The sequence below is a fragment of the Jeotgalicoccus huakuii genome (genome assembly GCF_036665975.1).
Lineage (GTDB): Bacteria > Bacillota > Bacilli > Staphylococcales > Salinicoccaceae > Jeotgalicoccus > Jeotgalicoccus marinus.
This window is the reverse complement of sequence record NZ_JAVIYN010000011.1, coordinates 37,810-58,761: the sequence shown is the minus strand read 5'-3', so window position 1 is coordinate 58,761 and position 20,952 is coordinate 37,810. Positions and strand designations below refer to the sequence as shown.

The window sequence follows — 20,952 nt, the reverse complement described above, 5'->3', positions numbered from 1 at the left end:
CGGACGTTTAACAATTTGATTGAATGTCACTTTGAGTTTTCAGAATAATACTTCTAAATTAATGTAGTCTAACGACTTTAAATGTAATTTTCAAACCTTGGTATCTTCGTATATATACTACCAGCCCTTGTTATATTCAGTCATTCATTTCGATAAATCAACAGTATTTTCTAAACTCTTATATCCATCTTGATTTAGAATAGCTTCTTCATTTTCAAATAATTTTTCTACTGTAAGATCTTTATCCCAGTAGCCTTAGTTAGAACCAAAGAAGTTCTCCACGACTCTTCCTGCTGCCACTTCGAAAATTTTACCATTATATTGATTATCTTTGTGAGATAACCACAAAACAGCAGTTGAAAACAGTTCAGCTCCAATTCGTTCTCCCTGACGCTTCCTTCTTCGTTTTCCATACTTCCAGACAATGCTGTGAAAGCACCAAACGCCAACATATTTACCGTAATACCACGCTCCAATCCTTTAGCTGCCAATGTTTTACCTAAAACAAGTACCGTTGATTTAGAGGCCGCAACATGACTTATCAAAGGTTGACTGATGAATGAGTAAGAGGAGAGGTTTATATTATAATTCTAGGTCTCTAGCTTTGTTTTCTCCTTCAATCAGCCTATCAATAATACCTTCACAGTTTTCCTTATGTTCCTATATAATACCTAGACTCTTGAAGGATTGAAAAACGTAAAGGCATTTAAATATCACATTACCTTTCCTTAAATTAATGTTTATGTTAAGTTTTTTACACAACATACTCATGCTAGAAAATGATGAAATTATCATTTCTGAAAATTAACATAAATAATTTACGGAGGGATTTTATGAAAGAAAAAGCAAGATTAGATCACTTAATCTTTTGGCCATCTATTGTCGTGCTGTTAATACTTACATTACTTTTAATCATTTTCCAATCATCTGCTGAACCGCTTTTAGACAATATTTTGTCTGGTATCAACTCAAGAATGGATTGGATATTCCAGTTTATGACGTTTGGTCTTTTCGTGTTGCTTTTATGGCTAGCTTTTGGAAAGTATGGAAGAGTAAAACTCGGAGAGGGAAAACCTAGATTTGGAAATTTTAGTTATGGAGCGATGCTATTCTGTGCAGGTATGGGTACCAGTATCATGTTCTGGTCGATTATTGAACCTATGTACTACTTCCAAGGACCACCATTCGGTTTTGAATCTGGCAGTGACACTGCAGCAGAATGGTCTGTCGCGTATGGAATGTTCCATTGGGGGATCTCTGCATGGTGTATTTACGCATTTCCGACCATAGTCATTGCGTATTCCTTTTTTAATAAAAAGAACAAGTCACTTAAAGTCAGTCAATCTGTAAGAGGAGCGCTTGGTAAACATTCAGATGGTATCATCGGAAAGATCATCGATATACTTGTCATATGGAGTCTTGTCGGTGGTCTTGGTACATCACTGGGACTAGGTGTACCGATGGTGTCCGCTGGAATTGGCCACCTTCTAGGTGTGGAACAGTCAATTGCACTTAGTATCATTATAATGCTAATCTGGTCGGTCATTTATATTACAAGTGCTTCCCTAGGTCTCGATAAAGGTATACGCAAGCTCAGTAACATCAACGTATATCTTGCACTTATATTAGCCATATTCGTCATAATAGTGGGTCCAACAAGTTTCATATTAACTTATTTTACAGACAGCTTTGGCATCATGGCGCAGAATTTTCTGAGAATGAGTTTCTATACTGACCCGATTGGCGGCGGTGGATTCCCACAATCTTGGACAGTATTCTATTGGGCATGGTTCTCTGCTACTGCACTATTTATGGGACTTTTCATTGCTCGTATTTCAAAAGGACGTACTTTGAAGAGCATGATACTCCACATCCTTGGTTGGGGTTCTATCGGTAGTTGGCTATATTTCGGAATTTTCGGAGGATATACGATGAATCTTCAACAGACAGGAGAACTCGATGTCCTTGGTAGTATGGCAGAATTTGGGGATGCTGAAACAATCATCAATGTTCTTGAAACATTACCGATGAGTTATATTGCGATATTATTTTTTGTCATTCTAGGATTCATTTTCCTTGCAACATCGCTTGATTCAGCGTCTTATATACTTGCTTCAACTGCATCAATAAAAGTAGACGAAGGTATTGAGCCTCCGACATGGCATACAATTCTTTGGGGTCTCATCATGGCCTTGTTGTCCATTTCATTACTGTTAATTGGAGGATTGAACGTAGTACAGACATCAGCCGTTGTCGTTGCGGTACCAGTCGTCATCATCTATATACTGCTTATCATTTCATTGATGAAATGGTTGAAGAACGACGATCATATATACGAGGAGGATAAATAATTGGGTGTATTCGACGTTGATTATACTAAAATTCAAGAAAGAACAGACTTTCCGTACGAAGTAGAAATTATTAACCATTGTTGGATAGAGATGTCAGACGGTATAAAATTATCAGCCAAACTATGGCAACCTAAAACATCTGGAAAGACAAAAGGCGCTGTACTTGAATATCTTCCATACCGGAAAGATGAATTCACTGCCCTTCGTGATGAAATCCGTCACAAATATTTTGCTGGCATGGGTTACACTTCCATCCGTGTAGATATCAGAGGTACAGGAGATTCTGAAGGGATAATCGAAGATGAATATCCAAAACAGGAGCAAGATGATGCACTGGACGTAATCTCTTGGATTGAAAACCAAGAATGGTCCAACGGCTCGGTTGCGATGATTGGTAAGTCTTGGGGCGGTTTCAATGGGCTTCAACTTGCTGCATTGCAACCACCTGCACTGAAAACAATTATTACTCTATGTTCTACGGATGATCGCTATGCAGATGATGTACACTATAAAGGCGGTACAATGATGGCCTCTGACATGCTTTGGTGGGCATCAACTATGTTCGCTTACAACGCAAGACCACCATTTCCAAAGTATGTGGGAGAAAAATGGTATGATATGTGGCTCAATCGTATGGAAAATACACCACCGTTCATCGAAGAATGGGTGTCACATCAAACACGAGATGATTATTGGAAACACGGCTCAATAGGTGAAGATTACAGTGCCATCAAAATACCAGTCCTAACCATGAGTGGTTGGGCAGATGGATATACAAATGCCCTATTTCGATTAATGGATAATCTAGATGTCCCTAAAAGAGGAATCGTTGGCCCTTGGGCACATGAATTTCCAGACATGGCCATACCAGGACCTCAAATGGGTTATCTTCAAGAGGTCATTGAATGGCTCGATCGCTGGATGACTGATGAAGGGGACCAAGACGCACATAAAGATGCCTTTCTCGTATATGTACAGGATGGTGTAAAACCTAAGACCACCTATGATTACCGAGAAGGTAAGTGGCTAGACTTATATAATGAAGAAACAAGTGAAATTGATATTTTGAAAAATATCAAAGATGAAGTTCCATTATTGAATCGTCAACAACATGGTCTTTATTCTGGAGTATTCTGTCCATTTGGTCAGGAAGGTGATCTTCCAGATGATCAATTAATTGACAATGCATTGGCTACATCATTCATGTTGCCACAACAGAATACTGCAATAAATATCGTTGGCCAGCCCATTGCAAAAATAAGAGTAAAATCCGATAAGGAAAAAGCGAATCTCCATGTTAGAGTGACGGATGTACACCCTACAGGTGAAAAGACACTCGTAACAAAAGGTCAACTCAATCTCAACCATTATAAAAGTCATGAATTCCCAGAGGATCTCACTGTTGGTGAATACATCGATGTAGAAATTCCATTAGATGTTATTGGCTATCAAATTGAAGCAGAGCATAGCATCGAAGTATCAATTTCACCAACATATTGGCCTCAAATATGGCCAGACAAGGAAATCGTGGATCTAACAGTCGATTTCTCTCATTCAGAACTATTACTTCCTGTTATCACTGATTTCAATGAGGTAAGATTGAAATATGAGCAGTCCGAAACTGCAACACCCCTTGAAAAGGAAATTATCAGGGATGGTTATAGAACTCGGAATGTCATCAAGAAACTTACAACAGATGAGTGGGTGTTAGATGACTTTTCTGATGAGGGGCTACGAACTTTGACCGAAACAAATATCACTTATGGATCTACTAACAATAATGTATATACAATAAAAGAAGGTGACCCTCTATCCGCTAAAGTAGAATGTGACTGGACTGTACAAGTGAAAGATAGCGATATCGATACAAACGTCGTAACAAAAAGTGTTATGAGTTGTGATGCTGATAACTATTACCTGTACAATGAAATGACGGGTTATAGTAATAATGAGCAATGCTTTTATAAAACATGGAATAAGACGGTCCCTCGGTTCTATACGTGATATAAATCTGTCCATTCATTGATAATCTAAGACTCTATGTCAAATAAGGTTAACGAAACATTTTACCTGACTGCCTCACTTACTGTATGCAAGTGAGGCAGTCTTTTTTGATTCTTTATAATACGATTTCGTCATCAAAATATAAGACAAGTTTTTCTATGCGGAATGCATGATAATTTACGTATATCAGAATAATTAGGATATAAAATCAAATCTCTCCATATTTGGTGTCCCATCTTCAAAGTACATACTAGAGTTCTTAATACCAAAAGCGTTGGCAAGGCTTGTAAGCAACGGATATAATGACGTCGCAAAGTTCTTTTCTTTATTATAAATAGGAGTAGCTGGGTTAATACCTACTAAAAAAACTACATATTTTTCTTCAATATTATTAACCACAAATGGACGGTAGTACGGGTGTTCAGGATTATTATTAAAAGGTCTAACCATTGATTTCAAATTCTTTATATCCATATTCTTGCTCCTTATTCTTACTAGTTTTCATTCTTTATTTACTATAAATCTCAGACGAAGAGCTAATTACTGAGTGTTACTTACAAGTGACATTTTTAGTTGGTGAATTGTCTGCACTTGATTAGACAACTCCTATGAGGGAGGTTATTGTTAAATCAAAGAAAGTAAAATGCTTATTACAATTAAGAAGGTGAAAATAATGCAAATTTTTAGAGTACATCAAAATCATGATATCAGTGCACGTTTCCTGGATAACAGACGTTTATCAAAACAAGTGTTAGAACTTTATCAAATTATTAGAGTTTGTCTCGCTGAAATGAATATTATTAGTGCTAATACTCGATATTTATCACATCCAATCGTCAAATTTATTTACAATAATGGTCATCCTTATTTATTGGATGCGTTTGAGCTTTTAAAGTCTTATGATCAAGAACATAAAAGAAGAGGAGGCATACGTTCTACAAATTTTAAAGAAAAACTTATAGACTTAGAAAGAATCATCTACAGTAACAAACATCTCTTTTCTGAAAGAAGTTTACCTGCTTTTTATGTTTATCAAGATACAAAAGTATGCGGAGAAATGGCCTACACTCATTATGAGTCTTTACTTTTTTTAAAGTGGAGTAATGATAAGGTGCCACCACGTTGTAATATAAACTTAGATAAAGGAGGGATATTAAAATGAAAGGTCGACATGTAATTGAGAAAAAATGGGCGTCAGAGAAGTACAATGTTATGTGGCACTCACAAAAATATTATAATCGTATAAGAGAAGAAATGAATAAAGGAGCTTCTATGGATTTATTGGAATCAATGATTTTTGAAGCGAAGAAAGAGGAGCCTACTAAAGGATCTATTGTGAATACATTTGATCATATGTGGGGATACTTCAAGAGAATATGCACATTAACAGAAAAGTATGAGTATAAAAAAATAAGAACATTATTCTTAGATGATAAAATAAAAGATATAGAATTGAAGCGATTTATTATTAAACTCTCTAATCAGTATGATGTGAAGTATCTCCAAGAATCTACAATTTTAAATATATGATAATAAAACTATAAAGTTATACTGGCAATACGAGGGAGTTTAAATAATTAAAGCTAATTAAATATCACAATGAAATGAGTGTTTTAATGTATCTAGCATGGAATGAGATTATAAGAAATGTGTTAAAGTTTAGTTTAATTATAGGCATTGTAATAATGATAAGTTACTTGCTACTATTGCTCTCGGGTTTAGCAAATGGATTAATGAATTTAAATAAGGAAGCTGTGGAACAATGGGAGGCTGATGCGATTGTTATAAATGCAGATGCAAATCAAAATGTTCAACAATCTATGATTAAAATAGAAGATATTAAAGACAAATTTGAAGAACAAGCAAATTTAAAAGAGCTTGCTGTTATTATTTCTAATAGTGCAGTTGAAGATAATGCTATTGTATTTGGCCTAGATGAAGGCTCCTTTCTAATGCCTGATTTAGTGGAAGGAGAGATGTTCACAAATGAAAATGAAGTTGTTGGCGACTATTCTTTAAAGGAATCGGGTTTTTCTATTGGAGATACGCTTGAATTATCAAGTAGTGAAGAGACGCTGAAAATTACAGGATTTACAGAAAGTGCACAATATCGTTCTTCCTCACTTTTATTTTCCAATAATGAGACCATAGAAAAGTTAAATCCAATGTTAAGTGAGGACTTAATAAATGCACTTGTTGTTAGGGACAGTAATTGGAAAAACGTAGAATTAAGTGATGATATGGAAGTATTAGCGATAGATGAATATATAGAGAATCTACCTGGATATTTACCTCAACAATTAACGCTAAACTTTATGATTATATTTTTATTTATCATATCGTCGTCAGTGATTGGAATATTCTTATATGTGCTTACATTACAAAAGACAAGTCTATTTGGTGTCTTGAAAGCCCAAGGATTTACTAATGGTTATTTAGCACGTTCAGTATTAGGTCAAACACTAATTGTGACTACGATTGGTACGCTTGTTGGATTGGCGCTTACCTTATTAACTGGTATCTTCCTTCCACCAGCAGTGCCTATAGAATTCGATTATTTAACAATGATTATTTATATGGTGGTCTTGATTGTTGTTGCTATGTTGGGAAGTTTATTTTCAGTTATCAGTGTTAGAAAAGTAGATCCATTAAAAGCGATCGGTTAAGAGAGGCGAATAGTATGCTTAAATTTATAGATGTGAAAAAGGTGTTCAAGGATGGTAATCAAAGTATAGAAGCAGTTAAGAAAACTTCGGTTGAATTTGACAAGGGAGCTTGTATTGCACTGATTGGACCATCAGGCTCTGGTAAAAGTACTTTCTTAACCATGGCTGGTGCCTTACAAACACCAACTGAAGGTGAGGTAATTGTTAATGGTCAGAAAATCACAGGTATGAATTCTAAAAGCTTAGCTAAGCTCAGAATGGATGAGATTGGCTTTATCCTTCAAGCTAGTAATTTGGTGCCATTTCTTTCTGTTCAGCAACAGTTTAAATTACTAAAGAAGTATAATAAAGATATCATGACAGATGATGAGTTAGAAAAATTGCTTAATAATCTATCACTAACAGAAGTGAAAAATCAGTTACCTAGTGAAATATCTGGGGGTCAAAAACAGCGTGTTGCGATTGCTAAAGCGCTATACACTAACCCTAGTATTATTCTTGCAGATGAACCTACGGCATCACTAGATACAGAAAATGCGATGAAAGTAATGGAAATATTAAAAGAAGAAACAATCAGTAGGGAGAAGACATGTATCATTGTTACTCATGATGAAAGATTAACAGAGTATTGTGATGCTGTATATAAAATGGTCGATGGTGTGTTAGAAAGTACTCTATAAAATTTTAATTATAGATTAATAAAATAGATGACAAAATCAATTACATATTGACTTTGTCATCTTTTACACATTACTAATATCTTCTGTTATTTGAACTAATTAAGCCAAAAAAATCTCAAGAAATACAGTGCTGATATATCAAGAATTTTCATTGTGAATATCCTATAGTTTGACTTGAATAAAATATACCCAGCAGTATTATATTTAAAACATATCGAGATTTTTTCAAGTAATTAGACAAATTATATATATTCAATTATAACGTTGTGAGAGAGCAATAATCTCTCACCTTACCGCTCCCATAGATACGGCTTATCGTATCTATGGGAGTTAATCATTGTAAAGATAACATGAATGATTATTGATAAAATGGGCACTTTTTATCCACATTTTTATACATTAGACTTGGTGAATTAACAGTATTGTTAAATCCTTTATGATAATTATGAGTAAGTGATGGAGATAGTGGAGGGGCCAGCCAGCTCCACTTACCTGTGACTTCTCTTCCTGCGATTTCTTCTTTCTTTTCAAATTGTTTAAATTGCTTTGATGCAGTGATATGGTCAACTATCGAAACACCGGCATCTTTAAAAGAGTGATATACAGCATAATTGAATTCGACTAAAGCACGGTCTCTCCAATATGTTGAAGTTTTAGAAGTATCGAGGTTAAAAGCTTTCGCAATTTCTTTAAGCTTGTTATATCGGTATTCGTCAGTAAAGTTTCTGACCCCAATCTCGGTCTCCATATACCATCCATTGAAGGGGGCAGTATGATATTTTATCCCACCAATTTCTAAATCCATATTAGAGATTATCGGAACAGTGTACCATTTAAGCTTTAGTTTTTCTAAATTTGGATAATGGTGGTGTTTAATATTAACTTCTTTTATTATGCCTTGAGGGTATTCATAATAAGTTATAGGTTGATGATGGGCGCTATATATTAGTGGTAAAACATCAAATTCTTTTCTCTCTTTTTCCCACCCGATTTTACATGCTAAATCAGTAATTTCTTTAGATATTGGATCGCCAATGTCACCATATCCTGCGTATCTAATAAGCTGTTCATTATATAATTTTATTTCATTAGAAAAAGATGAATAATAACGTATTCACCGCATTTTTACTAATAATGGAATTAATGTTTTATAATATAATACAAAAAATTAACGCTTTTACAGACGGTGGACCTAATCAAAAACTATTGTTTCTGGTGAATCAAGGTCATTACTATTCATAACTTTAATAATCTTAGGTTTCACTTGTATAATACAAAGGTTATCATCTTGCTTCGAATTAAAGAAACTTTTGTCTTGATTGTTCCAAATCCAATCAATAATCTTTGGATCTTCGGAAATTGACACTTCTCCATCTATTTCAAGAAAACTATGGTCATTGGTATCACTATATCCAATTAGAACATGAGCTCTAGGGTTATTCTTAAACTCTTCTATTTTATTAGAATCAATGTCAGTTTTAGAATACAGAGTTAATCCATCATTATAAAAAATCATATACCTACTGTTAGGTATGTTGTTGTGCGCGGTAGACAAAACACCTAGATTAGAAGAATCTAAAATTTTTATCGCTTTATTTTCAATAACTTTATTATTCATATGAAAAACCTCCTATACTGTTTATTCACATAACCATCTCTGTGTAAACTTAATATGTGGTATGTCACGAGTATTCCAGACAGTTTTTATATACTTCTTTCTTATACTCCTTTGGTATCATGTAACCAAGTGCGCCATGTGGTCTAATATTTATGGAACATTTGAACCTGTCTTAAATCATGCTTAATGGTACTCAGTGCTGCTGACACAAGATGGCTATCTTTATTTGGACCGGCACCATGTACAATAATTTCACGATTAAACAGGTCAACAAATACACATATATAATGCCACTTGCCAGACACTTTTACATAAGTTAAATCACTGACGAGTACCTCCATCGATGCCTGTCTAATAAAATTTCTACTGAGTCTATTCATGATATTCCGTTCATTGGATTGTGAGGGATACGATCTATATTCAATGAAGTATATAACGATACCAATCTTTCTGCTTTCATAATTCGACCGATGCGTCTTCGAGAGACTTGGAATCCAAGTTTATCTAACTCATGTTTGATTCTACGTGTTCCAAAACACTGACGATTCGTATTAAATATCCTCCACGCCTTTATGGCTGATGACATCCTCTGAATCATCAATATTCTGTTTATTCAATTCATAATATTAGGTACTTCTTGGGATTTGTAGGGCTTTACACATTGCTGATACTGAATATTTATTGGCATTCTCAAGAATGACATCTATTTTCGTCCCATGATCAGCACTTCTTGCTTTAGAATGTCATTTCCCATCTTAAGTTGTTCGTTTTCTTTTCTGAGTTGTCTCAGTTCTCTTTCTTCATCTGTACAGTTATCTAAATGACTGAAAGAACCTGGCGCCTGATGATGCTTGACCCACTTATCCAATTAGGATGGTTGATATTATCTACTATCACTATAAAAATTGCTTGGCGTAATGTTTTTATCATCTGCAAAAAGTGAGCATCAAGAAATAAATCCAATACTCTATTTTAATAATTTTTGAAGAATTCCATGATAAACTCCATAAATGATGTGATCGCTTTGGAAAAATAGCGACCTTTTTATAAGCAAAGTATAATAATCAGCGATATCAATGGGGAGTAAATAAGATGACCCCAGCACAATACAGGTGTCATCTACTCACAGCCTAACGCTTTTATTAAATGAATTGTCCACACTTGATTGGACAACTCCTATGGGGGAGGTTATTGTTAAATCAAAGAAAGTAGGCGATTTTTTATGACAAGACTTCTGATAGTTAGTAGTGGCAGTCGATGATTAAGGCTGAGCCATTATCTTTGGAAAGTGAGGTATTATAAAAACAGCAATAAGATAATTTCGTATTTAAAATTATCTTATTGCTGTTCTAGATTTATGTTCCAGACTCTTTTTTAATATAAATTCCTTTATTAAGTGGACCAGTTTACTTACCTTTAACTATTACTTCATCATTTTCAAGTACGATATCTACATGTTTTACGTCTGTATGATCTAAGTAGTAATCTGTGATTTTGTCGCGTACTTCTTGTTCAACAACACGACGTAACGGACGTGCACCCATTTGTTCGTCGTAGCCTTTATCAATTAACCAATCTTTGACACCTTGTGTAACATCCATTGTGATTCCTTTTTTATCTAATGTTTTTTGAACATCTTCTAATAATAAGTTCACGATGTCTTGTAATGCATCTTTACCTAAGTGCTCGAATTTAACGATACTATTGAAACGGTTAAGGAATTCAGGGCGGAAGAATTTTTTCATTTCATCCATAATATCATCAAACTCTTCATTTCCTTCACCAAAGCCAGCATTAGAAGTACAAATAATAATTGTGTTTTTAAAGTTAATGACATTACCTTGACCATCTGTTAAATTACCATCATCCATAACTTGTAATAATAAAGTTAAGATTTGTGGATTCGCTTTTTCAATTTCATCAAATAAGATAACTGAGTATGGGTTACGTCTAACTTTCTCTGTTAATGTGTTTGAATTATCATCATAACCTACATAACCAGCAGTTGTTCCAATCATTTTAGATACAGCAGTTTGATCACTATATTCACTCATATCTAAGCGAATTAATGCATCTTTATTACCGAATAAATCAATTGCTAACTGCTTTGCAAGTTCTGTTTTACCTACACCAGCTTCACCTACTAAAATAGGATTGTTTTTAGTACGTCTACTTAAGACTTCAGCAGTTTCTTGGATTTCTTTATCACGACCAATTATTGGGTCTAATAAATCATCGCGTGCTTCTTGTGTTAAATTACGGCCAATTTGATCTAAATAATTACCTTCATCATTTTGTCTTTGAGAATTAGATTGTTGAAATGCACGCGCGTTTTGCTCGGCAGAATTTCCACCTTACTGTTGTCGTAATTGTGCTAATTGTCCGGAGGAACTTCTTTCCCATTGATATAATATTTTTTAGTACCACTATTGACAGATTCTTGCATATATTGGAATATTCTTCTGAAAATTGAATCAAAATCATCATTGAAATATCCGTTAGTCATACATATCACCTCTAATAATACCCAATAATTTAATAGTCGTGAACAAAAGTTTTTATAGTCTGTTCTGGTTTAAATACAACTTTAATGTTGTTATCCTTCTTCTGATCAAATACTTTGTAAGCTTCGTCTGCTTTTTCAAGTGGGAAAGTATGTGTAATAATTTCTGTAGGATCAAATACTTCATCTTTAATCATCTCGTAAAGTTTAGGCATTAGATGAATAACAGGAGCCTGTCCACTTGTTACTGTAATATCACGGTTAAATATTAAATCTATAGGGAAATTATCAGCAGGTGATCCATATATACCGGTAAGCTGTATTGTCCCAAACTTTCTTACTGATTCAGTAGCAGTAAGTATTGGACTTATTGTTCCACGTTGTTGAGAATGCTCAGATAGCTCCTGTTCTGGACTCGATTGCTGTCCATCCATCCCTACACAATCAATAACAACATCTGCGCCACCTCGTGTTTTTTCTTTAAGAAGTTTACCTATTTCCTGTTCTTCATCAAAGTTATACACTTCAGCACCATTGTACTTTTTTGCGTGATTAAGACGATGCTGTACATTGTCAATCGCAATTACTCTCTCTGCACCTTTTAGTTTCGCAAACTTCTGCGCCATTAAACCGATAGGGCCACAACCTAATACAATAACTGTATCACCAGGTTTAACGCCTGAGTGTTCTACACTCCAGTAAGCAGTAGGTACAACGTCTGATAAGAATAAAACTTGCTCATCTTTTAGATTGTTATCAGGAACCTTAAATGAAGAAAAGTCAGCATGAGGTACTCTTAAGTATTCTGCCTGTCCTCCCCAGTGATTACCATGAAGATTACCAAAACCGAATAGTCCACCATTATCTAATTTCCAGTTCGCTGGTGTTTCATTAGAATTGTCACACTGAGATTCCATGTCGTTATTGCAGTAGAAACATTCTCCACACCCAATATTAAAAGGTATTACCACACGATCTCCTTTCTTTAGTTTTTTTACATCTTTTCCTATCTCTTCAACAATACCCATCGGTTCATGTCCAATTACAAAACCAGGTTCCATGAATAAATCACCTTGATGATATAAATGTAAGTCTGAACCACAAATCCCAGAGGCTGTTATCTTTATAATTGCATCAGTTGTTTCAATAATCTTAGCATCTTCAACATTTTCCATCTTCATGTTCTTATGTCCTTGATAAGTGACTGCTTTCATAAAATAACACTCCATTCTAAATATTATTTACAAGCATACTAAAATATTCCTCTTAACTTGACTTATAAACATAAATCTTTATAAAATCAATCATCTTACTACGAATATCTTCATTTGCGTTAATGATGACTATTTTATATAAAACTAAAGAGAAGACTGATAGTCTCCTCTTTAAAAAATGCTTATTTTAATAAATTTACAGATTCACGGTTAAAGTCTTCTAAATCATCAGGTGTACGTGAAGTGACGATGTTATCAGAAACTACAACTGATTCATCTACTACTGTTGCACCAGCGTTTTCCAAATCTTTACGAACTGATAAGAAACTTGTTAATTTTTTACCTTTTAATAAGTCTGTATCGATTAATAGCTGTGGTCCATGACAAATCGCAAATACAGGCATTTCATTTTGAACGAAATGTTTTGTAAATTCCCCAAAACGACCTTCTTCATCTCCACGTAACATATCTGGTGAGAATCCCCCTGGGATAAGTAATGCGTCAAAATCTTCAGGTTTTACATCGCTAATCGCTCTATCTACTGTTACTTCAGTATCTTCAGACTTACCTTTTACTGTACCTGTTTCTTTTCCTATTACAGTAATGTCATGTCCTTCGTTTTTTAAAGCCTCAACTGGACTTGTGTATTCAACGTCTTCAAAATAATTATCTAGTACAACAGCAATTTTTTTTGCCATAAATAAATTCCTCCTAAAGATTTTAATAGTAATATATACCCACTCCATAATCTTTAAAACATATGGTATGTCAACAGTATTTTAGACAGTTTTTATAGAATTCTTTCTTATACTCCTTTGGCGTCATATAACCGAACACACCATGTGGACTAATAATGACATTTTCCATTTTAAGTTGTTGGTTTTCTTTTCTGAGTTGTCTCATTTCACTTTCTTCAACTGTTAAGTTATCTAATTAAGTGATGCATATAAATTTTAGTGATATTTGGAAAGAATCATTTAACAATTCATTCATTTTATTCTTTCACATTGAGAGCGACTGTATCCACTAAGTTAATAATCAGAATAAACCAACTTCCAACTATTTTGCACTTTTGCTCTAAATAGTAAGTAAGTGCAAAAATTCTTGCCCATACAAACACAAACAACGACATGCTATCTTCTCATGATTCTGCTAAAGAAGTAATGAGCGACGACACCCAAAGACCAATTGCGTATGAACTGGATAAAGTAATCAAAGAAAATTTGAGTGTTGATTGACATAAGAGAGAGTATTCACAAGTAAGGATGAGACTTACTTTAAGAAGACTACATAAAAAATACGGAATATCCACTTGATCTTCAAAACTAGCATTAGATAATGTAGTCGACTAAGCAGAATTGATGGCTAGTGAATTATAATTTCTAAAAAGAGACCTAATATCAATCAGATATTAAGTCTATATTCATTATGCATAAATTATAATTAACACGCATCAACGGTGATAAGCTTCAAAACGTATCACTTTGAACTACGGGTTATTTGTGGTAACTCTCGGCGTATCGTTTTTTGATGAGGTTTTCTCTTAACGTTCCACCGAAATTTGTAATAAATAGTTCCTTCTGATGACCGTATCTTCACCTAATTCAACACCCTATAGAAATAACTGATGCCTTTTTAATTCTTAGTCTAGTATTTCTAAAACACCATAAAAACTCATCTATTTGAGATAGTTCACACTATATTTTTATACAGGATATTCACTCAGTTTCTCAATCATTTCTTGATATAAAGCATTGGCTTCTTCTTTTCGAGAGATGCCATGAACATTCATTCTGCCATCTTTAAATAAGGTCAGCTTATATTTTTTATAAGTCAATAACTTAACAAACGCACTTGCCCTGATAATTTTACCGGGCAGCTCCTGATTGAAAACCGATTCGTCGAACCTGAGTGTATATACACTTCCGCAATTAGATTGTACAGTGGCCAGCATATTTTTATTCAACTGTTCATATATCCGATTCTTACAGACCACACAGTCTTCATTCTTTAATTCATCTATATTTATCGTTTGAAAGCCGATTTTAAAAGTATCTAAAGTAATGAGCTGCTTGGAAAAACCTTTTCCTGATAAATAACGAATGACTTCAGAAACTTCCATACTGGCAATGAGGGAAATTACAGGAGGAAGCACACCGTTGATTGCACAGCTTTCCCCTGTCGATGGCAGAGTCTCCATCAAACACTTTAAACAAGGTCCTTTAAAATCAATCCCGTACACACTTCCCTTACTGCCTACAGCAGCACCATATACCCAGGGGATATCAAGCTTATGACAGGCTTCATTAATCAGAAATCGAATTTCAAAATGATCCATACTGTCAATTACAATATCCGGCTGATACTTTCTTAAGATTGCGGAGATGTTACTGGAATTTATTTCTGCATTGATCGGTACAATCTCAACATTACGGTTTATCTGACACAATTTTTCTTTGGCAGCATTAACTTTCAGCGTCATATCTTCTGCATCTTTTTCAGTATATAAAGCCTGACGATGCAGGTTGGTCATTTCAACAATATCCATATCAATGATGATGAGTTTACCTGCACCCATACGCACAAGCATTTCAGAAACGTGTGTTCCAAGTGCACCGGCGCCCATCACCATCAGTGTGGCTGACATCAGATTTTTTTGACTATTCTCTCCAAATTCATTAAACTTCATTTGTCTGTCGTATCTCTCCATTAAAGAAACTCCAGTCCTTCAGCAGGACTTGAGGCCTGTGCAGAATACCTAACCGGAATACGTCCTGCATCATAACCCAGTACCCCTGCATCAATTGAAAGCTTCATCGCTTCTGCCATTTTAACCGGATCTTTGGCATTCGATACAGCGGTGTTTAATAATACGGCATCTGCACCCAGCTCCATAGCATAGCACGCATCTTTGGGTGAACCGATTCCTGCATCCACAATAACAGGGATGCTGGATTGTTCTACAATATATCTTAAATTCAATGGATTATTAATACCGCGTCCCGTACCTATAGGAGAAGCGAGCGGCATGATTGCATGAACACCAAGTCTTTCGAGTCTTTTTGCAAGCACGACATCGTTTGAAATATATGGACAGACTGTATAACCTTTGTCCAGCAGTATTTGACACGCTTCGTATGTCGCAATTGGGTCAGGCAGTAATGTCTTATCATCACCAATAATCTCAACTTTAATCATGTCACAGACACCCGCATGTCTTGCGATTTCTGCGATGCGTACAGTTTCTTCCACTGTTTTCGCCCCTGCTGTATTCGGAAATGTCGTGTATTTTCTTAAATCAATATTTGCCAGCGGGTTGGGCAGGTCTTTATCAAATAAGTTCATACGTCTGACAGCGAAAGTCAGCACTTCTGTACCTGACGCTTCAATTGCAGCGGCCTGTATTTTCTCATCTGAGAACTTTCCAGTACCTAAAAATAGCCTTGAGTTAAATTTTAAATCTCCAATTTCTAACATATTATCCGCCTCCTACAAATTCTAATAATTCAAGTCGATCATTATTTTTCACTGCTTGTTGTTTAAATACACTTTTTTTTATCAATTCCCCATTGTGTTCCACTACAATACGATTATCATCTACATCCAGGTGGTCCAGCAGGGTAGCTATGGTAATATCCGTTTCAAAACAATGGAGTTCTCCGTTAACGGTGCACTGCATATTGTTTCATCCTTTCAAGTGATAGATTTTTAAGTACTGCGACAGCTGGGAAGTGTATTAACCACTTTATAATGTCTAAGCTATGGAGCATTTGCTTACATCAAATTTAATATTTGACCTTTTTCTTTTAACCTGGTGATTTGATTGGGTGAAGCATCCATAAATGCAGAAATTGCCGAGATACCACTGAATCCTGCCGGTAATTGATTGATAGTTGTTAAATTGATACCGCCAAGTGCTATCACAGGAATATCATAAGACAGTGCATCACGTACTTCTTGATGTGTACGCGGTGGCAAAAATTTCTTTGAACTCGATTCAAATATATGGCCGTATAATACAAAGTCGAGATGATTGTCCTGTGCTTTCTTGACAGATTCAGGTGAATGAGCAGACATGCTGACTGAAATATCCGGATGTTCTTTTTTATACGTTAATGCAGTTGGATCGTTTTCTCTAAAGTGGATGGCAGTTAAACGAAAAGATTCCAGCAATTTAGTCGAAGTATGAATGATGATTTTTTCTTTAGGGAAACCTGATTGAATAAGCTGACAAAGGAAAGATGATAACTCGTTGTCGGACATGGGTGTACGAAGTAAAAGATAATCGATACAGGATGAAATCGTATTGAAATGAACAATGTCCTTGGAAATTAATATCTTAAAATGTGTAATTGCAATAAGCATTATGTCACCCCTTAATATAAAAAAGCGCTGTTTTTCTATATAGAAAAACAGCGCAAGTATGCATCAACACATATTACTTTCGCCACTTTCCTACGCCAGTATGAACTGTATCAGGTTCCCGGAATCCCAAAGTCTACACTTTAATCTCAGCCTTTTTCAAAGACACTTCCAGTGGTCTTAACTATTTAATTTTCCAATCAATAACTTCAAGTTACTCTAAAAAGTTAAATATTGCAAATAAAATTATATTTTAATTATACTGATAACTATCTTTTAACATTTACTCAATCATATAAGAACTAGATAGCAGTACAGTTACAGAATTGAATTTGAATTGTGTTTGTTCCAATTCACATAATTTGTGATTTACTTGACGTATCTTCGTAAAGTAATACAATGATGTTAAATAGAATAGATTCGCACTAGGGGCGTTTTTATAAACTGAGATGAGGGTAACCTCAGACCCTTTGAACCTGATCCAGTTAAAACTGGCGTAGGAAAGTGTTACATCGATACAGTTGTATATCTATGTCTTTGCGGGCATATAATTTACTCTCGGTACGTAACTTTCCTATGAAGGCTGCGTATTTTTTTATTCTAAAAAATTATAGGAGTGATTTATTTGACAAGGACAGTTTTAGTAACGGGAAGTGGAAGAGGACTTGGTAGCTATATCGTAAAAGCACTAAGTGAAAAAGGTTTTAATGTCATAATTAACTACAACAACAGTAAAGAAGAATCAGAGAAGTTAAAAAACGAAATTGGAGCACAAGCCATTGCGATTCAAGCGGACATTACAGACCGTGAAGCAGTTGAGCAGTTAGTTAAAAAAGGAACTGAACATTTCGGACAGATTGATGTTGTTGTAAACAATGCACTCGTTAACTTTAAATTTGATCCAACCGCTCAAAAATCATTCAAAGATTTGACTTATAAAGATTACGAGCAACAGTTAGACGGGACACTAAAAGCTGCATTCAACGTATCACAAAGTGTAATACCACAGTTTTTAGAACGTAAAGACGGTGCAATTATTAGTATTGGAACTAATCTATATCAAAATCCTGTAGTACCATATCACGAGTACACCACTGCAAAAGCTGCTTTAATTGGGTTCACCAGAAACGTTGCAGCAGAACTTGGACAATATGGTATCCGAGCAAATGTTGTTTCTGGCGGTTTACTGAAAACAACAGACGCAAGTGCAGTCACAACACCAGAAGTATTTGATTTAATCGCACAGTCCACACCATTGAGAAAAGTAACAACCCCACAAGACGTTGCTAATATGGTTGTTTATCTTTGTTCTGAGGCAGCAGATGGGGTTACAGGGCAAAACATCACGGTAGACGGCGGACTTACTATGAACTAGGCGGTATATATTATGAATAATTCTAAACAGTTAAATATAGGAATTTTATTGTATGGTGTGGGTCACCATCAGGCAGCATGGTTAGAAGACGATTCGAGTGTCAATGAATTCACGACAATTGAATATTATGAAAATCTGGCAAAAATTGCAGAACGCGGAAAATTTGATGCCGTATTTTTCGCAGATTCACAAGCCTTCCCCGCAGATAGTCCAACAGAATTACCAGCGAGTTATTTTGACCCAATGATTGCATTAACTGCTATGAGTAAAGTCACAGATAACGTTGGACTTGTTTCAACTATTTCAGGTACATTTAATAACCCATTTACCACAGCAAGACAGTTACTCACACTGCAACACATAACAAAAGGACGCATGGGATGGAATCTGGTGACATCAATGACCGACCGCGAAGCACAAAACCACAGTATACCTGAATTGCCTGAGAGAGCCGTTCGTTATAAGAAAGCGGATGAATTTGCTGAAGTCATGAATAAATTATTTGAATCGTGGTCAATTGAAAGCTACAAGCCAGATAAAGAAAATAACACAATTACTAAAAATAAGAATATTCAGCCATTCAATCACAATGGTGAAAACTTCCAAGTTAAAGGTCCGCTAACTTTACCTTTAAGAAAAGAGGGTAAACCAGTGGCTATGCAAGCCGGGGCTTCAAAAGAAGGTGTTGCACTGGCTGCGAAATATGCTGATGCTGTCTATTCAGTTTCTTGGAATTTAAGACAAGCAAATATTTATCGTGAAAAATTAAATCAAGCCATAAAAGAAAGCCGTCGTCCAGACAACTATATCAAAGTATTTCCGGGACTAGTGACTTACGTGGGTAAAACAAGAGAAGAAGCGCAAGAAAAGAAAGCAAAATTAGACAACCTACTTCCAATTGATACTGCACTTAATCAGCTCGAATTCTTTATTCAGCAAGATACAAAATCATGGAAACTCGACGAAAAAGTACCAAAATTGCCGCCAGTCGAAGAATTCAAAGGACCTGTTGGACGTTATCAAACTGTTTTAGAAATTATAGAAGACAGAAATCCCACAGTCAGAGAACTACTCGGTTATCTCAACGCTGGAGGTGGACATTTAACACTCATTGGCACGCCTGAAGAAATTGTCGATGAATTAGAAAGATGGATGAATGAAGGTGCCGCAGATGGATTTAACTTGATGCCTCCAACACTCCCAGGAAGTCTTGAAGACTTTGTCGACTTAGTCATTCCGGAAATGCAAAAACGCGGCATTTTTAGAAGAGATTATAACGGTGAAACGTTTAGAGAAATGCTGGAACTCGATAAGTATTAAGCTGAATGATTCATAGGTACATCTCAATTTTACGTTGTGTTTTCATATTGAGGCTGGGACATAAATATCTCCAGAAAAAATAATAACTTTTGAGAACTTATGTCCCCGATCCCCAAGTACGAAGGTTATAAGGGCTGAATTGCTTATTAATATCCCGGTAAGCGAGGATGAAGTCAAAACTCACAAAAAAACATTAACAGCTGAGACTCAGGTTTTCGCTTATATAAATCATTTTTCTGCAGACAGAGAAAATTTAATTATTCATTCCAATGTCAAAAAAGAAATCAGGGTTCAGAAAGTGAATAATTATATAATAGTATATTTATTAATAGGTATATCTTTCGGCCATTTAGAAGTTTATTTTGTTAAAAACAAACAGATGAATAAATGGATTTACCAAGCCTTATTTTGATAGCTTCTACAGCCCTATCTATACCATTTAGTGTCACTCACTTTTGGTGCTAGTTTAATCCTATTTCAAGTTGTAGTACTTATGGGATTATATATAGAGGATTTGATAAATAAAAATAGAGAAAGTGATAAGATAAAATTTAAAGACTTATAATTTGAGAAATTTCATTGTGTCTTGATACTTAACTCACCATTCTAACAATTTAGGGCGGTGAGTATATAACAAGTTTTCTTGTCCTAATCAAATCTAGTTCCTGGATTACTTATGATACACTTCGGCTTATCATTTTTCGATGCGGACGTTTAACAATTTGATTGAATGTCACTTTGGGTTTTCAGAATAATCCTTCTAAATTAATGTAGTCTAACGACTTTAAATGTAATTTTCAAACCTTGGTATCTTCGTATATATACTACCAGCCCGTGTTATATTCAGTCATTCATTTCG

The 20,952-nt window shown here is 35.1% G+C and carries 21 protein-coding genes, 2 pseudogenes and 2 riboswitches; of the genes and pseudogenes, 8 read left to right on the top strand and 15 right to left on the bottom strand.

Features of this window, described 5'->3' with window-relative positions:
- Positions 1-833: 833 nt before the first annotated feature.
- Positions 834-2,351, top strand: coding sequence for a BCCT family transporter (locus tag V6E76_RS07170; protein WP_247351644.1), 1,518 nt, complete (start codon positions 834-836; stop codon positions 2,349-2,351).
- Positions 2,352-4,355, top strand: a complete 2,004-nt coding sequence (locus V6E76_RS07165; RefSeq protein ID WP_247351645.1) for a CocE/NonD family hydrolase — start codon at positions 2,352-2,354, stop codon at positions 4,353-4,355. It begins immediately after the preceding gene.
- A 195-nt stretch (positions 4,356-4,550) separates the two neighbouring features.
- Here V6E76_RS07165 and V6E76_RS07160 read toward each other — a convergent pair whose 3' ends face one another.
- Positions 4,551-4,829, bottom strand: a complete 279-nt coding sequence (locus V6E76_RS07160) for a hypothetical protein (RefSeq protein WP_247351647.1) — start codon at positions 4,827-4,829, stop codon at positions 4,551-4,553.
- A gap of 199 nt (positions 4,830-5,028) precedes the next feature.
- Between V6E76_RS07160 and V6E76_RS07155 the strand changes: the two genes are divergently transcribed.
- From V6E76_RS07155 to V6E76_RS07140, 4 genes are all read left to right on the top strand, one after another.
- Positions 5,029-5,517: a pyrimidine dimer DNA glycosylase/endonuclease V gene (locus V6E76_RS07155; RefSeq protein WP_247351649.1), complete on the top strand. Its 489-nt coding sequence runs from the start codon at positions 5,029-5,031 to the stop codon at positions 5,515-5,517.
- A complete protein-coding gene (locus V6E76_RS07150; RefSeq protein WP_026867259.1) occupies positions 5,514-5,885 on the top strand; it encodes a DUF1722 domain-containing protein in 372 nt (123 codons plus the stop codon). Before V6E76_RS07155 ends, V6E76_RS07150 begins: the two co-directional genes overlap by 4 nt.
- 86 nt (positions 5,886-5,971) lie before the next feature.
- Positions 5,972-7,021: an ABC transporter permease gene (locus tag V6E76_RS07145; RefSeq protein WP_247351651.1), complete on the top strand. Its 1,050-nt coding sequence runs from the start codon at positions 5,972-5,974 to the stop codon at positions 7,019-7,021.
- A gap of 14 nt (positions 7,022-7,035) precedes the next feature.
- The gene (locus tag V6E76_RS07140) at positions 7,036-7,701 is read left to right on the top strand and encodes an ABC transporter ATP-binding protein (RefSeq protein WP_026867257.1); all 666 of its coding nucleotides are present in this window, start codon (positions 7,036-7,038) and stop codon (positions 7,699-7,701) included.
- 358 nt (positions 7,702-8,059) lie between these two features.
- On the opposite strand, the pseudogene V6E76_RS07135 reads toward V6E76_RS07140, so the two are convergent.
- From V6E76_RS07135 to V6E76_RS07070, 14 genes and pseudogenes are all read right to left on the bottom strand, one after another.
- Positions 8,060-8,782 (bottom strand): annotated as a pseudogene (locus V6E76_RS07135) (nitric oxide synthase oxygenase); the annotation flags it as partial.
- Positions 8,783-8,893: 111 nt separating this feature from the next.
- Positions 8,894-9,319 carry a pyridoxamine 5'-phosphate oxidase family protein gene (locus tag V6E76_RS07130; RefSeq protein WP_026867256.1) on the bottom strand — a complete coding sequence of 142 codons (426 nt, stop codon included), beginning with the start codon at positions 9,317-9,319 and terminating at the stop codon, positions 8,894-8,896.
- A gap of 143 nt (positions 9,320-9,462) precedes the next feature.
- A complete protein-coding gene (locus tag V6E76_RS07125; protein WP_247351653.1) occupies positions 9,463-9,699 on the bottom strand; it encodes a DDE-type integrase/transposase/recombinase in 237 nt (78 codons plus the stop codon).
- Entirely contained in the window at positions 9,696-9,905 is a 210-nt protein-coding gene (locus V6E76_RS07120) for an IS3 family transposase (protein WP_499797738.1), read from the bottom strand. The genes V6E76_RS07125 and V6E76_RS07120 overlap by 4 nt, the downstream gene beginning before the upstream one ends.
- Positions 9,906-10,022: 117 nt before the next feature.
- Positions 10,023-10,187: a hypothetical protein gene (locus V6E76_RS07115; RefSeq protein WP_247351655.1), complete on the bottom strand. Its 165-nt coding sequence runs from the start codon at positions 10,185-10,187 to the stop codon at positions 10,023-10,025.
- A gap of 538 nt (positions 10,188-10,725) precedes the next feature.
- Positions 10,726-11,538: pseudogene (locus tag V6E76_RS07110) on the bottom strand (AAA family ATPase); the annotation flags it as partial.
- 155 nt (positions 11,539-11,693) lie between these two features.
- Positions 11,694-11,825, bottom strand: coding sequence for a hypothetical protein (locus tag V6E76_RS07105; protein ID WP_499797736.1), 132 nt, complete (start codon positions 11,823-11,825; stop codon positions 11,694-11,696).
- A 29-nt stretch (positions 11,826-11,854) separates the two neighbouring features.
- The gene (locus V6E76_RS07100; protein ID WP_247351657.1) at positions 11,855-13,036 is read right to left on the bottom strand and encodes a zinc-dependent alcohol dehydrogenase; all 1,182 of its coding nucleotides are present in this window, start codon (positions 13,034-13,036) and stop codon (positions 11,855-11,857) included.
- A gap of 182 nt (positions 13,037-13,218) precedes the next feature.
- Complete coding sequence (locus V6E76_RS07095; RefSeq protein WP_166626379.1) at positions 13,219-13,734, bottom strand: type 1 glutamine amidotransferase domain-containing protein; 516 nt, start codon at positions 13,732-13,734, stop codon at positions 13,219-13,221.
- 70 nt (positions 13,735-13,804) lie between these two features.
- On the bottom strand, positions 13,805-13,939 hold the full coding sequence (locus tag V6E76_RS07090) for a hypothetical protein (RefSeq protein WP_499797735.1): 135 nt from the start codon (positions 13,937-13,939) through the stop codon (positions 13,805-13,807).
- An 802-nt stretch (positions 13,940-14,741) separates the two neighbouring features.
- Positions 14,742-15,746 carry a ThiF family adenylyltransferase gene (locus V6E76_RS07085; protein ID WP_247351661.1) on the bottom strand — a complete coding sequence of 335 codons (1,005 nt, stop codon included), beginning with the start codon at positions 15,744-15,746 and terminating at the stop codon, positions 14,742-14,744.
- Positions 15,746-16,513 carry a thiazole synthase gene (locus V6E76_RS07080; RefSeq protein ID WP_115885531.1) on the bottom strand — a complete coding sequence of 256 codons (768 nt, stop codon included), beginning with the start codon at positions 16,511-16,513 and terminating at the stop codon, positions 15,746-15,748. The genes V6E76_RS07085 and V6E76_RS07080 overlap by 1 nt, the downstream gene beginning before the upstream one ends.
- Before the next feature lies 1 nt (position 16,514).
- Complete coding sequence (thiS, locus tag V6E76_RS07075) at positions 16,515-16,715, bottom strand: sulfur carrier protein ThiS (RefSeq protein WP_247351663.1); 201 nt, start codon at positions 16,713-16,715, stop codon at positions 16,515-16,517.
- A 95-nt stretch (positions 16,716-16,810) separates the two neighbouring features.
- Complete coding sequence (locus V6E76_RS07070) at positions 16,811-17,299, bottom strand: thiamine phosphate synthase (protein WP_499797734.1); 489 nt, start codon at positions 17,297-17,299, stop codon at positions 16,811-16,813.
- Between the two features lie 172 nt (positions 17,300-17,471).
- A riboswitch (TPP riboswitch) is annotated at positions 17,472-17,581 on the bottom strand.
- 234 nt (positions 17,582-17,815) lie between these two features.
- Positions 17,816-17,918: riboswitch (TPP riboswitch) on the top strand.
- A gap of 105 nt (positions 17,919-18,023) precedes the next feature.
- On the opposite strand from V6E76_RS07070, the gene V6E76_RS07065 reads away from it, so the two are divergent.
- Together V6E76_RS07065 and V6E76_RS07060 are read left to right on the top strand one after the other, a co-directional pair.
- Positions 18,024-18,773 (top strand): 3-oxoacyl-ACP reductase, encoded by a 750-nt coding sequence (locus V6E76_RS07065; protein WP_026867267.1) that lies wholly within the window; start codon positions 18,024-18,026, stop codon positions 18,771-18,773.
- Between the two features lie 12 nt (positions 18,774-18,785).
- A complete protein-coding gene (locus V6E76_RS07060) occupies positions 18,786-20,093 on the top strand; it encodes an NtaA/DmoA family FMN-dependent monooxygenase (protein WP_198687203.1) in 1,308 nt (435 codons plus the stop codon).
- Positions 20,094-20,952 lie beyond the last annotated feature (859 nt).